Source organism: Porticoccus sp. (genome assembly GCF_965660005.1).
GTDB lineage: Bacteria > Pseudomonadota > Gammaproteobacteria > Pseudomonadales > Porticoccaceae > Porticoccus.
Map to the genome: position 1 here is coordinate 21,486 of NZ_CBFHYF010000004.1, position 15,297 is coordinate 36,782.

At 55.6% G+C, this 15,297-nt stretch carries 13 protein-coding genes and 1 pseudogene; all 14 read right to left on the reverse strand.

Annotated elements, in window-relative coordinates:
- Positions 1-37 precede the first annotated feature (37 nt).
- Positions 38-688 (reverse strand): TIGR02281 family clan AA aspartic protease, encoded by a 651-nt coding sequence (locus ACTF5G_RS01945; RefSeq protein WP_438951138.1) that lies wholly within the window; start codon positions 686-688, stop codon positions 38-40.
- 61 nt (positions 689-749) lie between these two features.
- The gene (locus ACTF5G_RS01950) at positions 750-1,289 is read right to left on the reverse strand and encodes a phosphatidylglycerophosphatase A family protein (protein ID WP_438951139.1); all 540 of its coding nucleotides are present in this window, start codon (positions 1,287-1,289) and stop codon (positions 750-752) included.
- A 5-nt stretch (positions 1,290-1,294) separates the two neighbouring features.
- Positions 1,295-2,257 (reverse strand): thiamine-phosphate kinase, encoded by a 963-nt coding sequence (gene thiL, locus ACTF5G_RS01955; protein ID WP_438951140.1) that lies wholly within the window; start codon positions 2,255-2,257, stop codon positions 1,295-1,297.
- A gap of 30 nt (positions 2,258-2,287) precedes the next feature.
- Entirely contained in the window at positions 2,288-2,728 is a 441-nt protein-coding gene (gene nusB / locus ACTF5G_RS01960) for a transcription antitermination factor NusB (RefSeq protein ID WP_438951141.1), read from the reverse strand.
- A 9-nt stretch (positions 2,729-2,737) separates the two neighbouring features.
- Positions 2,738-3,208 carry a 6,7-dimethyl-8-ribityllumazine synthase gene (ribH, locus tag ACTF5G_RS01965; RefSeq protein ID WP_438951142.1) on the reverse strand — a complete coding sequence of 157 codons (471 nt, stop codon included), beginning with the start codon at positions 3,206-3,208 and terminating at the stop codon, positions 2,738-2,740.
- A gap of 72 nt (positions 3,209-3,280) precedes the next feature.
- Positions 3,281-4,393 carry a bifunctional 3,4-dihydroxy-2-butanone-4-phosphate synthase/GTP cyclohydrolase II gene (ribBA, locus tag ACTF5G_RS01970; protein ID WP_438951143.1) on the reverse strand — a complete coding sequence of 371 codons (1,113 nt, stop codon included), beginning with the start codon at positions 4,391-4,393 and terminating at the stop codon, positions 3,281-3,283.
- Between the two features lie 40 nt (positions 4,394-4,433).
- The gene (locus ACTF5G_RS01975; RefSeq protein WP_438951144.1) at positions 4,434-5,042 is read right to left on the reverse strand and encodes a riboflavin synthase; all 609 of its coding nucleotides are present in this window, start codon (positions 5,040-5,042) and stop codon (positions 4,434-4,436) included.
- A gap of 54 nt (positions 5,043-5,096) precedes the next feature.
- Positions 5,097-6,197 carry a bifunctional diaminohydroxyphosphoribosylaminopyrimidine deaminase/5-amino-6-(5-phosphoribosylamino)uracil reductase RibD gene (gene ribD, locus ACTF5G_RS01980; RefSeq protein ID WP_438951145.1) on the reverse strand — a complete coding sequence of 367 codons (1,101 nt, stop codon included), beginning with the start codon at positions 6,195-6,197 and terminating at the stop codon, positions 5,097-5,099.
- A 5-nt stretch (positions 6,198-6,202) separates the two neighbouring features.
- Positions 6,203-6,676, reverse strand: coding sequence for a transcriptional regulator NrdR (nrdR, locus tag ACTF5G_RS01985; protein ID WP_438951146.1), 474 nt, complete (start codon positions 6,674-6,676; stop codon positions 6,203-6,205).
- Complete coding sequence (locus tag ACTF5G_RS01990; RefSeq protein ID WP_438951147.1) at positions 6,657-6,818, reverse strand: hypothetical protein; 162 nt, start codon at positions 6,816-6,818, stop codon at positions 6,657-6,659. Before ACTF5G_RS01990 ends, nrdR begins: the two co-directional genes overlap by 20 nt.
- A gap of 18 nt (positions 6,819-6,836) precedes the next feature.
- Entirely contained in the window at positions 6,837-8,096 is a 1,260-nt protein-coding gene (glyA, locus tag ACTF5G_RS01995; RefSeq protein WP_438951148.1) for a serine hydroxymethyltransferase, read from the reverse strand.
- A gap of 167 nt (positions 8,097-8,263) precedes the next feature.
- Complete coding sequence (locus ACTF5G_RS02000; protein WP_438951149.1) at positions 8,264-10,270, reverse strand: hypothetical protein; 2,007 nt, start codon at positions 10,268-10,270, stop codon at positions 8,264-8,266.
- A gap of 13 nt (positions 10,271-10,283) precedes the next feature.
- Complete coding sequence (locus ACTF5G_RS02005; RefSeq protein ID WP_438951150.1) at positions 10,284-11,489, reverse strand: ATP-grasp domain-containing protein; 1,206 nt, start codon at positions 11,487-11,489, stop codon at positions 10,284-10,286.
- Positions 11,490-11,781: 292 nt separating this feature from the next.
- Positions 11,782-15,212: pseudogene (locus tag ACTF5G_RS02010) on the reverse strand (methylmalonyl-CoA mutase family protein).
- Positions 15,213-15,297: the final 85 nt, after the last annotated feature.

Here is a 15,297-nt window from a genome sequence, read left to right on the forward strand (position 1 = left end):
AAGCACGCCAACCAGGTTTTTAGTGAAGCCCGGAAAGTTAATATTTTTTCCTCATCACCAGTACACCGGCCTCTTCACTCATTTCAATCTGGCTCAAAAAACTGTTGCCCAGCAGTACCTGTGCCGGGAAATTACCGATCACAACGGTTGATCTGACCTGATGGACAGTAATATTGCCGATACTCAGTTTGTCGAGATCGACGTGATAGGCGTTCACAATACCACCTGCTGTGCTGGCACTACCTTTAATACCGCGGCGAAAGTTCACACCCAATCGCTGGGCATCATGCATGTTCATGGCCACGGCACTGGCTCCGGTGTCGACCATAAAATCGACCGGGCGACCATTAATATAACCACTGACGTAATAATGGCCATTATCAGCCCTGGGAATTCTGATCTCGGCTTTTTCTGCCGCCTGAAAGTTGGCAGCGATATGATCTGAAAGCCCGAGAGACAATCGTGTGCCATCCACCAGCAATACGGCCTGCTGGCTATTACTCTCCAGAAGCGTAACGCCTTCCGGACTGGTCTGCCCCTGCTTCAGCAAGCGCTGCTTGCCATTGATGACCAACACCGCGCTACCACTGAACAATCCGTTCACCCGAATATCCGGCACCGACCAGGCCGGGAGGGAACCCGTCAGCCCCATCACGATCAGCAAGATTACGGCAATCTTTTGTTTCATGTCTGCTCGCGCTTACCCCAACACCTTGGCCAGTATCGGCTAAAACCCACCTGTTCGGTATCTAAAACCAGATTTGCCATACGGCAAACAGAATCAGCCAGGCAAAAGCTCCGGCCAACAAATCGTCCAGCATGATCCCGGCACCACCCTCAACATGGCGATCAAGCCAACAAATGGGCCAGGGCTTCCAAATATCAAAAAGACGGAACAGAACAAATCCCGCCATGGCCCAGGTCCAGGTCATCGGGAGTGCAGCCATGGTCAGCCAGTAGCCGACCATTTCGTCCCAGACAATCCCCTGATGGTCCTTGACCCCGAGGTCATGAGCCGTCCTGCCACAAAGGTAAAAACCCAGCAGCGCGGTCAGTCCCACGATCAGCAAATAGAGCGTTAATGGCAGAGTGGCCAGGGCCGGCCAGATCAGCACCGCCACCAGCGTCCCCGCTGTGCCCGGCCCCTTTGGAGCCAGCCCACTGCCGAAGCCAAACGCGAGAAAATGCACCGGGTTTTTCAATAACTGCTTAAACGAGGGGTTCAGTCGACGATCCACATTCATTCCACCTGAAAACCAGCGACCGAGACCAAAATCAACCGCCGACAAAAAGACTAAAAGTGCCGATAACCGGCACGATCAACATGCACCAACTCACCGCTGTCATCAATGCAGCGAACACCCACCCTCGCTGTCATCCGGCCAATACAGCTCGCAACCAATTCGCCGTCAGTTATCATACCCTCAATCCCGGCCAGGTTGGCGGGCGGCACCGTAAAACAGAGTTCATAGTCATCGCCGCCGGACAATGCCCAGCCCTGCACCGTCTCGGCATGGGCCAATTTCTTCAACCAGGGTGCCAGCGGTAACGCCGACAACTGCAACTCGGCACCGAGTGCACTTTGTTCAGCAATATGACCGAGATCCGCTAACAGACCGTCCGATACATCCAGTGCCGCCGAGGCAAGGCCGCGTAATTTCACCCCTTCCTGCAGTCGGGGGGTGGGTTGATAAAAGCGTTTTCGCAAATGCTCCCTGACTGTCCCGGTAAGTTTTAGCCCGGGCTCAAACAATTGCAACGCCGCCGCACCCTCACCCAGTGTCCCGGTGACAAAAACATGATCGCCGGCACGGGCGCCACTGCGGGTCAGCGCACGACCAGCCGGTACCAGCCCCATAAGCTGGATGGAAATACCCAAAGGCCCGGCGGTGGTATCACCGCCCACCAGAGCACAACCAAACTGCCCTGCATCCATCGCCAATGCCCGGGAAAACACCTCCAACCAACCCCTATCGGCGGCAGGCAGTGTCAGTGCCAACGTAAACCAGCGGGGGGTTGCGCCCATCGCTGCCAGATCGCTGAGGTTAACCCGTAAGGCTCGACGGGCAATATCATCGGGGGCGGCATCCAGAGGAAAATGCACACCGGCCACCAGTGTGTCCACGGAAACCACCAGGTGCTGGCCTGCCGGAATGTCCAGTAGCGCCCCATCGTCTCCGACCCCCAACACCACACCTTCGGCCTGCCCGATGGCGGAAAAATAGTGCTCGATCAACGAAAACTCATTGAGTGACATATTCACCCTGCCTGCGAGGATGGGAAAAAATCAGCGCGCCCTGGCTGCCTTTACTTCCACCGCCCTGCGCTCAACAGCCACCTTGTCGAGGATGCCGTTGATGTACTTGTACGCATCGGTCGGGCCAAAGGTCTTGGCCAGATTCACCGCCTCATTGATGGCCACTTTGTAAGGAACATCAATGCGGTAGCACAACTCATAGCTGCCCATGCGCAGCAACGCTCTGGACACCGGGTCCAGATCCTTGTTCTTGCGATCGAGATGGGCACCATAGGCCGCATCGAGCTCGTCCAGATGGCGCGGAATACCGTGCAGCAACTCGCGAAAAAACTCGACATCCACCTTCCGCATATCGTTGTCGACAAAAAATTCCGCCTCGATACTGTGCAGGTCCGAACCGGAAAGCTGCCATTGATAGAGTGCCTGAACCAGTAACTGGCGGGCTTTTCTTCGTGTTGAGGGCAATGACAAGACCATCTCCTAAAGCTGACGAAAAAGGGAAACCATCTCAAGTGCGGTCAGTGCCGCCTCTTCCCCCTTATTTTCCTGATTATCACCAGCGCGCTGTTGTGCCTGCGCCAGATCGTCGGTAGTCAGAACACCAAAGGCAACAGGCAACCCCGCTTGCAGAGCGACCTCCCCGATGCCACGGGTCGTTTCACTGCACACATAGTCAAAATGCGGTGTACCCCCACGGATCACACACCCCAGGGCAATCAATGCGTCAAACCGGCCGGTCTTTGCGACCCGGCTGCAGGTCAGCGGCAACTCAAAAGCACCGGGAACCCGAAACAGCTCAATAGCCTCTTCAGCGACACCGTGACGCAACAGCGCCCGCTGCGCACCCGCCAGCAGGCTGTCGGTAATCTGACTGTTCCAGCGCGCCACCACAATAGCGATGCGCGCACCCTTCACATTGAAACTACCCTCATCGGGGCGATACTCACTCATGTTCTTTTTTCCAGTATTGGTTTGGCCGGTGAAAACAGCTTGCTGATGGCCGGCTGAATGGTCTGCAATGGATCAATCACAATTAATGTATTCGACGACTTCCAGATCAAATCCGGAAATGCCGGTAAAGCGAAACGGTGCACTCATCAGGCGCATTTTATGGATACCGAGATCCATCAGTATCTGTGAGCCGGTGCCTACCTGCTGATACACCACCTCACTGGCCTGCTGAGGTCTGGACGGTTCGCGACTGAGCATTTCGTCGACATTGGCATCAATATCATCCGCCGTTTCCGGGTAGTAGAGAAATACCACAACACCGCGACCCTCCTCAGCAACTTTTTCCATGGCACGCGCCAGACTCCAGCTCCGGTAGCCATCACCAGGCTCCATGGCAAACAGGTCACGGGATGACTTATTGATATGTACCCGTACCAGTGGCGGCTCGCCCGACGCCACATCACCCATCACCAGCGCAAAATGCTTTTCATTGCGGGCCACATCGAGATAGGTTTTCAGGTCAAACCGGCCATACTGGGTCTCAATAGGACGGTCATTGATACAGCTGACGGTTTTTTCAGTCACCAGCCGGTAATGAATCAAATCGGCGATCGTACCCATTTTCAGCTGGTGTTTGACGGCAAAAGCTTCCAGGTCGGCTCTTCGGGCCATGGTGCCATCATCGTTCATGATTTCGACAATCACTGCCGCCGGCTGAAAACCGCCCATGCGAGCCAGATCGCAACCGGCTTCCGTATGCCCGGCACGGCTCAATACGCCACCCGGCTGGGCTTTGAGAGGAAAGATATGTCCCGGCTGCACGATATCCTGGGGTCTGGCATTACTGGACACCGCCACCTGCACCGTCCGGGCACGGTCAGCCGCAGAAATGCCGGTGGTAACCCCCTCGGCAGCCTCAATGGAAACGGTAAAGTTGGTGCCGTGACTCGCTTTGTTAGCGTCTACCATCAAGGGCAAGTTCAACTGGCAGCAGCGGTCTTCGGAAAGTGTCAGGCAGATCAGCCCACGGGCATGGGTCGCCATAAAATTAATATCTTCCGGGCGAACCATGGTTGCAGCCATAACCAGATCGCCCTCATTTTCTCGATCCTCATCGTCCATGAGGATAACCATTTTGCCCTGGCGGATGTCTGTAACCAGCTCTTCGATAGTATTCAATGCCATGATTCGATTTTCTCTAACTGTCCGTTTGTCGCGGTCGCACTTAGGCCTCAGCCGCCTTGTCACCCAGCAGCAGCCGCTCCAGATAACGAGCCACCAGATCCACTTCAAGGTTGACACGGGTGCCGGAAACATAGGTGCCCATTACAGTATTCTCCAGCGTATGGGGGACAATATTCAGCTCGAATTCCGCACCCGCCACACGATTGACTGTGAGGCTGGTGCCATCCACTGTAATTGATCCTTTTTGGGCAATGTATTTTGCCAGCGGATCGGGGGCCCGCAGCCGAAAACGCTCCGACCGCGCATCGGGGTAACGGCTCAGTACTTCACCCACCGCATCCACATGCCCCGAAACCAAATGTCCTCCCAGGCGACTCGAAGGCATCAATGCCCGTTCCAGATTGACAGACGTGCCTGCGCACCAGTCACCGATAGTGGTGTTCGCCAGGGTCTCCGAGGACACATCGGCCACATAACCATCGCCCGGCAATGCGGTCACGGTAAGGCATACACCATTAGTGGCAATACTGTCGCCCAGAGCAACACTGCCCAGATCCAGATCACGGGTTTTGATCCGCAACTGAAGATCACCACCGCGAGGCTCGCAGAACACGACCTCGCCCACTGCTTCAATAATGCCTGTAAACATAATACCTTCGCCAACCGGTGTGATTACTTGTCATCAAACTCTGTTTACTGTCTTTTATTCAAACGACGGCGGTGTTGCCGTGATCCGCAGATCGTCGCCCACCATACGAATATCCCGGATCTTCAATGGTAGCTTCTGATCCATATTTTCAAAAGGCAGCACCATCATGGGTCTCGCCAGGCTGCCGAGCAGTGTCGGGGCCATATAAATGATCAACTCATCCGCCAGCCCCTGACTGACAAATGCCCCGGCCAGTGCCGCCCCGGCCTCCACCAGCACACCATTGCATTCAAGCACCGAGAGCTGTCGCAAAAGGGCTGCCAAATCTACTCTGCCGTCACCCCTGTCGAGGTTGACCGAGGAAACATTCGCAATATTTTTTTCGCCCGCCGTCACCAGCAGCGTCCTGCCGCCATCGTTCAGCAGGGTTGTCGTGGATGACAGGGGCTTTTTGCCACAAACCACCACCCTGAGCGGTTGTCTCGTGGCGATCCTGGCCGCATTCTCAAGCCCCAGCTCGGCGGCCCGGACAGTGAGCAGCGGGTTATCGTGCAACACCGTGCCGCTCCCGGTAATAATGGCACAACTCTGTGCCCGCAACCGCTGCACATCACTGCGTGCTGCAGCACCGGTAATCCAGCGGCTCTCACCATTGGCCATGGCGGTACGCGCATCCATACTCATGGCCAGTTTCACGGTGACCCAGGGCCTGCCATGCTGATGGCGCTTGATAAATCCACGGTTGAGCTGCAGTGCTTCATCCTCCAGCACCGGCCCGTCCACTGTAATACCAGCCCGCCGAAGCGTTTCCAGACCGACACCGGCAACCTTGGGATTGGGATCCACCACCGCATACACCACCCGGGCAATACCCGCCGAAATCAGCGACCCTGCACAGGGCGGAGTGCGGCCGTAATGGCTGCACGGCTCAAGTGTTACATACGCTGTGGCACCTTTCGCCGCCCCTCCGGCCTGGCTCAGAGCGTGAATTTCCGCATGGGGTTCACCCGCGCACTCATGCCAGCCCTCACCGATCACCTGATCACCTCTGGCGATGACACAACCCACCATCGGATTGGGCATCGTGGTATAGCGACCCCGCCCTGCCAGTTGAAGTGCCCTGGCCATCAGGCTCAAATCAAGACGGCTGTTCACCGGATTCAGGTACCCTTGATCTCGGGTGGATTTTTTTCCAGCCGATCCAGTTCGGCGCGAAACTCGCTCAGGTCCTGAAAACTGCGATAGACCGAGGCAAATCGGACATAGGCCACTTCATCGAGCTCGCGCAACTGCTCCATCACACGTTCACCAATCACCCCGGAAGTCACCTCCCGTTCACCGGTGGCGCGAAGCTGATGCTGAATGTGGGAAATGGCCGCTTCGATACGCTCGATACCCACGGGTCTTTTTTCCAGAGCACGCAGCAAACCCGCCCTGAGTTTGCCCTCATCAAACGGCTCGCGCACATCATCGCGCTTGATCACTCTTGGCATCAGCAGTTCTGCCACCTCATAGGTAGTAAAGCGCTCCCTGCAGGAGAGGCACTCGCGACGACGACGCACCTGATCGCCTTCAGCGACCAGCCGGGAATCAATCACCTTGGTATCGTCAGCGCTACAGAAAGGACAGTGCATGGGTTTTGCCAATGAATACGAACAGGCGCGAATAGTACCACATCTTGCCACCCTCACCTGCCTCAGCAAACCGATCAAAGGCACAGAACAGCCCCCCCATCAGAAACAAAAAGCCCCGCTTCAGCAGGGCTTTTCGGACCATCTCATCGGTGATGACCGGTTATCCATAGACGGGGAACCTGGCGCAAATTTCCAGCACCTTTTCCTTCACCTGTGGAATGACCTGCTCGGCAGTACCGTTTTCCAGACTGTCCAGCACATCGCAGATCCAGTGGGTGAGCTGGATACTCTCAGTCTCGGTAAACCCGCGGGTCGTAATTGCCGGGGTACCAATCCGCAGCCCCGAGGTAATAAAGGGTGAACGCGGGTCATTGGGAACCGCATTTTTGTTCACTGTGATATAAGCGCGGCCAAGCGCTTCATCCGCATCCTTACCGGTGTAATCCTTGCCGATCAGATCCACCAGCATCAGGTGATTTTCGGTGCCTTTGGAGACAATTCTGATGCCCCGCTCCATAAAGGCGCCAGCCATGGCCTTGGCATTTTTCACTACCTGCTGCTGATAAGTGCGGAAGTCCTCGGTCATCGCCTCCTTGAATGACACCGCCTTGGCGGCAATCACATGGCACAGGGGGCCACCCTGACCACCGGGAAATACCGCCGAATTGATTTTCTTCGCCAACTCCTCACTGTTGGTCAGGATAATACCGCCACGGGGACCGCGCAGGGTCTTGTGGGTGGTGGAGGTGACCACATCGGCGTAGGGAACCGGGCTGGGGTAAACACCGGCAGCCACCAGGCCCGCCACATGGGCCATATCCACCAGCAGGTAGGCACCCACTTTGTCGGCGATCTCGCGGAATTTTGCCCAATCTAGCATCCTGGAATAGGCAGAGAAACCGGCCACAATCATTTTTGGCTTGTGTTCCAGCGCCAGCGTTTCAATTTGCTGATAGTCCACCAGACCCGTCTCAGGATTAAGACCATATTGCACAGCATGATAAATCTTGCCGGAGAAATTCGGTTTGGCACCGTGGGTGAGGTGGCCGCCGGCATCCAGGCTCATACCAAGGATGGTATCACCTGGCAGACACAGTGCCTGATACACTGCACTGTTGGCCTGCGAACCGGAATGGGGTTGAACATTGGCATAGCCGGCACCAAACAGCACCTTGACACGTTCAATGGCCAGCTCTTCGGTCTGGTCAACAAACTCACAACCCCCGTAGTAACGCTTGTGGGGATAGCCCTCTGCGTACTTGTTGGTGAGCTTGGTACCCTGAGCAGCCATCACAGCAGGGCTGGTGTAGTTCTCGGAGGCAATCAGCTCGAGGTGCTCTTCCTGACGCTGCTCTTCGTGCTGAATGGCAGCCCAGATTTCGGGGTCAAAACTTGCAATGCTGATATCTTTATCGAACATGGATCTCACACTGATGGCTGGAATAAAAGAGCGTGAATTGTACACAAATCCACCAGTGAATCCCAAGCTTAATAGACCGCTTTCAATGTAATGCCCAGAGCGTCTGGCTACGACTGTTCCACTCTACCCACTACTCATCAGGCCAGATGTTAGCTCACCAGAGCCCATCAGTTCATACGGTCGGCAGCCCAGCTTGAAAAGGCCATGTCTTTGACCTTCTGCAATTCTTCCTCTGCCACGCCCCAGACAGCATTGGACGTGAGCGGGTCGTCGTGGAAAATATACAGCCGGGAAGCCAACTGATTGAACGGCAACGAAGATTCGCCATAGCGCTCGCCATTGTCCTGGGTTGAAACGTTGATGCCATTGCCCCAGTTTTGCCCGCTGTCATTGTTCGGGTTATAAAAATAAACCCGCATTTCTCCCGACTGATCGAGCGCCACACGCAGGATGGTAATCGCATGCCAGCCCACAAACCGCGCTGAGCTGTCCGTCACCGCCAACCCCGCTGGCTGGGGGTGAATCACTAACTGGTTGCCATTGTTGAGTGGGTGGTAACAGGCAAAGAAATTGCGCAGAAAACCATCGTAATCGTGCAGCTTGCCGGTAGCCACGTCGACGGCAATATTAAAACCACGACCCACCCACCAGCCCTGAAACTCCGGATTGATCCAACGGTGCGGATCCTCACCGCGGTCGGCGCAGAGACGTCCCATCTGGAGATAAATACGATCGAGATGTGGCACCAGCAAATTGGAAACCGGATCGCTGTCAATTGGCACCGCTCGCGTCAGATCCACTGGCAACTCTGCAGAATTGATGGACGCACCTTCAAAATGCATCAACATGCCATCAAAGTGCCCGACCTGATCGATCAGATGCAGCAGGTAGTCGGGGGCATTGAACGACCATATGGAAATCGCCCGCACCGACTGACAGGTGGGGTTATTACCCTGTCCGAGACCCAGGGGCTGCCCAAGTACAGAAATGGTCCCGGCCAGCAAAAAGACCCGTGCGGGCAGCGCCTGACCAAAGGCCGCACTGATCGCAGCGTTGGCATTCTCGGAAAGATCGAGCGATATCTGCCGCCAAAGGCCGGGACCAATCGGCGGAATGAAGAGGACGCCGCGCTCCAGCAACATGGCTAGTCCGTAGATCGCCTGGGCGGTTTCAGGGTAGATGGCTTCTTCAATCAGCTGATAGACCAGCTTGCTGTAACACTGCAGTGAATCCAGCCCGGTATTACTCAGACCCAACGCATCGGGAATCAACTCAACCCGTTCATTTTCCAGCAGCCAGCGCAAAAATGCCGCATGGTAATCGGAGACCAGCCCCACATCGTGCATGGCCCGGGCAAACCCCCGGGCTTCCTGTTGCAGGGCATTGAAATCCATAGCGGCAAGATACGCCCGATAGTGGGGTATCCCAAGATCATCCAGGCTGGTCTTGGTCGGCCCGAACAGCGCCGAGATCAAACGGTCTGCACCGAGGCGGGCATCACCGAGGCTGTAATCGCCCCCGGCCAATGTAATCGCTATCTGGGTGATCATGGCTTTGACATGGCCGACCTGGATCGGGCGTTGGCCGAGAATACGCCAGATTTCATCGGTGAGGTTGCCCAGAATATCCTCGTAACCGACGTGCCCAACCAGAAAATGCAACAGATCATTAACCACCCGAGTCATCTCCGGCTGGTTCTGGCGTTCCGCCTCAGAAGCTCCGGCAGAAAATACTTTACTCAGGTTATGGGCCAGTACCTGGGAGAGGAAATGGTGGGCCTGCTCTGCTGAAAATCCGGCCCGGACATAACTGCCACTGGCCACTGACAACGCCCTCAACTGGCTGAGACATTCAATCACAAGCGTCTGCCGGTCACCCAGCTCGAAGGTATTGGCCACCAGACCGGCCAGCAGGGTTTTCGGATCCTGCCAGTCGGTGCCCAGGAATACCCCAGCGCGGTCGAGTCTGGGGGCCCAGAGATAGAGCTGCTCAACACCCCCCGGCTGCATCATCAACCGACGACAGAGCTCCAACACCTGTGGCGTCGCTGCGGGTTTGGCGAAATCCCGGCTGCGTTCCAGCCGGCCAACCGCCTGCTCCAGGGAGCTTTCGATCACGTCAGCCAGCTCACCTGAGCTGGCAACAGGGCCCGTCTCCGGGGAAACCTCAGACATAAAAATCCAGTTCTTACTGATGCTTCAGCAAATCGCGCATCCTGTAGGGCTCAGCACCGAAGAAATATACCAGCCCCCAATGCGTACCAAATGCCGAGCGCTTGGTCACCTTGTTTTCCTGCGGAGCCTGCAACTCATGGAACTCGAAGTACTCATGCTGTTCCGTCTCTTCCGGGATACGCAATTCACTCACTACCCGTCGGCGCGGATAGACCCCGAAACACCCGGCATGGCCTTTGGCATCCACCACTTCTTTGGGGAAAAATGCCGTAATTTCCTCTTCTGTGGTGTGCGGATCAAATGCCAGAACCATGCCCTGATAGGCGTTAAAGCCATAGGCTCGTTCAAGCAATTCAAACACTTTAAAGCCTGGCGGACGATAGGCTACCTCACCAAAGTACATTTTACCGTCTTTGGTGACAAAATATTCCGGGTGAATGAAACCGAAATCAATATCAAATGTTTCAATCAGTTTTTCTATTTCTTCCTCAATGCGGGGTCGCCATTTCTCCAGCTCGGGAGAGGCCGGCACAAACACCGAGTAACCGAGGGTAACGTATTCGGAAATATTCAGAAAACGAATTTTACGGTCGTGAATCCAGGCTTCCACGGCGAATTCCCAGCCGTCCAGATGGCTCTCCATCAAAAACGGGAACTCGTCCTCAGGAATCGCCTGGACATCATCGGGGGTTCTTACAACCCGATGACCGAGACAGCCGGCCTTGTCAAAAGCCTTCAGGTGAATCGGGTCATTGGGGTCACCATCCAGCTTGAGCAGGGCCTGATTGACCCGTTTGAGAAAATGAATAACGTCCGATTTGTCATGGGCTTCTTCAAAAATGCCAACACGGATACCACCCAGTTGCGCACGACGCTTCATCAGCGCCTTGTCGCGAAACAGCAACGACTGCCCCATCAAACTGGGATTTTTCATCAACACCGCATTGATCGCACCAGCCCATTCCACCGTTTCCTCGAACAACGGGATGGCGACATCCACACCCTCATCCTGCAAGGTCTGAGCAATTTCCATGGAGCGATCATTCAGCCGCTCAAAGTTCCAGGGAATATAGGGAATACTGTGCTTTGTCGCATATTCCTCTGCCCACGGCGGAGCAATGACCACGTAACGCCTGTCCATTCTGTCCACAGCGTCAATAGCATTTAGCGACCAGCCCAGCAAGGCAACATAGCCTTTTTCCTGATTCTTTGCTGACATAAATAAACCTCCGGGTAACACCTATTTCTGTGCCTTGTTTTCATCAAAAAAGTGAATTAACGACGCTTGATAACCAGTGAAACCTGGTCAAAGGAAAGGCACTTCAGAGACCAGTTTGGCCCATTAGGGGATTAAAGATCAAATAAGCGGCTTTATGGAAATTGCAATAGAAACAAGGAATTAGTGACGATTCAGCACCGTGGCGCAGCCGTCGACAGGGCTCGGCGCAGCCGAATAATCAGGATAAAAGTTTATCGCCAAAATGCCCGTCAGCTACGGCCATACCAACCGCTCACATGTTGCGTCGATACAATCCGCCAACCTGATACAAAGCCCCACTCATCTGGCCGAGTGAACAGCATTTGGCGGCCTCCATCAGACAGGTGAAGGAGTTTTCTCGCTGCAGAACTACCCGCTGCAATTGCTCCAAAGCGGCTTGGGATTGTCCGTTATGCAGTGTCTGGAAGGCCTTCAGATTATCCACCTGCTGCTGCTTTTCGGCATCGTCGGAGCGGGCCAGTTCGCGGCCCTCAATAGTTTCCTCTGTACCGGCTTCCGGCAAATAGGTATTGACCCCAATCAACGGCAGAGAGCCGTCGTGTTTGCGGTGTTCATAATAAAGGCTCTCTTCCTGAATCTTGCCGCGCTGGTACATAGTATCCATGGCCCCCAATACGCCACCGCGCTCGGAGATTTTTTCAAATTCGCTGTAGACAGCCTCCTCGACCAGATCTGTCAGCTGATCAATAATAAAGAGCCCTGCCAGGGGTTTTCACAGATATTCAGGCCAAACTCCCGGTTGATGATCAATTGAATCGCCACGGCCCGGCGCACAGACTCGGTGGTGGGCGTGGTGATAGCCTCGTCGTAGGCGTTGGTGTGCAGGCTGTTGGTGTTGTCGAAAATCGCGTAAAGCGCCTGCAACGTGGTGCGAATGTCGTTAAAACTCATTTCCTGGGCGTGCAGGCTGCGGCCCGAGGTCTGGATGTGATACTTCAACATCTGGCTGCGCGGGCTGGCACCGTAACGGGCCTTCATGGCCCGCGCCCAAATGCGCCGTGCCACCCGGCCCATCACCGTGTATTCCGGATCCATACCGTTGGAAAAGAAGAAGCTGAAGTTGGGTACGAAATCGTCCACTTTCATACCCCGGGACAGGTAATACTCAACCAGGGTAAACCCGTTGGACAGGGTAAACGCCAGTTGGGAAATCGGGTTGGCCCCCGCCTCGGCAATGTGATACCCACTCACCGACACGCTGTAATAGTTGCGAACATTGTGTTCGATGAAAAAAGCCTGCATGTCGCCCATCATGGTCAAGGCAAAACTGGTGGAAAAAATACAGGTATTCTGAGCCTGGTCCTCCTTGAGAATATCGGCCTGCACGGTACCGCGCACTGACGCCAGGGTTTCGGCACGGATGCGTTCGTAGGTCTCGGCATCCACCAGTTGATCACCGGTAATACCCAATAGCGCCAATCCCAGGCCATCGTGGCCCTCCGGTAATTGACCCGCATACTGTGGACGCGGTTCATCGCCAAACCAGGCATCAATTGTCTGCTGCGCTTCATCCCACAGGTTGTTGCCTTTCAGATATTTTTCCACCTGCTGGTCGATGGCGGTATTCATAAAGAACGCCAGAATGATCGGTGCCGGGCCGTTGATGGTCATGGAGACAGAGGTAGACGGCGAGCAGAGATCAAAACCCGAATAGAGTTTTTTCATATCGTCCAGAGTCGCCACCGACACACCGGAATTACCTACCTTCCCCCAGATATCCGGGCGCGGATCGGGATCAGCGCCGTACAGCGTCACTGAATCAAAGGCGGTGGACAGCCGGGTCGCCGACTGCCCCCGGGAAAGATAGTGAAAACGCCGGTTGGTTCGCTCGGGCGTGCCTTCACCGGCAAACATCCGGGTGGGGTCCTCCCCGGCGCGACGGTAGGGGAACACCCCCGCCGTATAGGGATAACTGCCGGGCAAGTTCTCCGCCAACAGAAAGCTGAGCTGCTCCCCCCAGTCGCGATACTGAGGAGTGGCAATTTTGGGAATCTTCAGGTGACTGAGGGACTCCACATAGTTATCACCGGTTATGTCCCGACCGCGCACCTGATAGCAATATTCCTGCTGCTCCACACCGGCTTTGCGCTCTGGCCACTCCTGCAACAGGCGGATCGACTCGCTGCTCAGATCACCGATGGCATCCTGATAACCCCGTCGCAGGGCACACAGCGTTTTGTCACCCTCACCGTCGCTGAGGGCCGCCACCGGGTATAGCTCCAACGATTCCGGCAACAGCGGGTCGCCCAGGGATGCCAACACCTGATAATGCTGAAACGCATTGGCCGCAAACTCTGCCTGGCGGTTATTGTCCACCTTGATCTGGCGGCCACTCTCACTGATTTCCGCCAGGTAGCGCACCCGACTGCCAGGGATCAACGCCACGGACCGCGATGCAATATCGCCATCAACGACGGGCGGCACCCAGAGATTTTCGTCCAGGGCCTTCTTTTCCACCAGCAGGCGACACAGGTGATAAAAGGCGCTGTTCAGCCCGAGGTCGTTGAACTGGCTGGCAATGGTCGGGTATACCGGAATCTGCTCCGCAGTCACGGCAAAGGCATTGTGATTGCGCTGCCACTGTTTTCGAATATCCCGCAAGGCATCTTCAGCACCGCGCTTGTCGTACTTGTTGAGAATCACCATGTCGGCGTAATCAATCATGTCGATCTTTTCCAACTGGCTCGCCGCACCGTAGTCGCTGGTCATAATATAGAGAGAGAAATCCACCAGATCGACAATCTCGGAATCGCTCTGGCCAATACCGGCGGTCTCCACCAGCACCAGATCGTAGCCGAGGGATTTCAGGAACAGGGTAACATCGCCGAGCATCTCACTGGTGGCCAGGTGCTGGCGACGGGTCGCCATGGAACGCATGTAAATCTGTGGTGAGGACAGGCTATTCATGCGAATGCGGTCACCGAGCAGTGCACCCCCGGTGCGGCGACGGGTCGGGTCCACCGCCAGCACGGCAATACGCATTTCCGGGCGCTGCAACAGAAAACGGCTCAGTAGCTCATCCACGGTGCTGCTTTTACCCGCACCACCGGTACCCGTGACACCTACCACCGGGGTTTTACCGGCGGCCAGTTGCCAGGTCTTTTTCAGTCGCGCCAATTCGGGAGGGGCAATGGTGCCCTCTTCGATAGCAGAAATCATCTGCGCCACCGCAACATCATCATCCAGTGATGGTTGTTTTGGAGAAGAGCCTGAACGACGAGCCTCGTGGGCGCGGGCCACCAGGTCATCGATCATCCCGGTCAGACCCAGCTTCATCCCGTCAGCGGGGTGATAGATACGATTGACCCCTTCAGCTTCGAGCCGGGCAATTTCATCCTGCGTTATGGTGCCGCCACCCCCGCCGAAAACCTGAATATGCGCGGCATTATTGTCACGCAGTAATTTCAGCATATAGCGGAAATACTCTATATGGCCGCCCTGATAGGAGCTGATGGCAATGGCATCGGCATCTTCCTGAATCGCCGCCCGCACCACCTCATCGACACTGCGATTGTGGCCGAGATGCACCACCTCGACGCCGCCGCCCTGAATCAACCGGCGCATCACATTGATCGCGGCATCGTGGCCATCGAACAGCGACGTGGCCGTGACGATTCGCAACGGCGTGGCATCAACCTTCGGACGCGCAGGGTTATCAGGCATTGCTTCTGTCACGGTCACCTCCTCTGGAAATCTGATCGACGGGAACCCCCATCGCCTGCCAGTTTCACGCCCCTTTAATTATAGG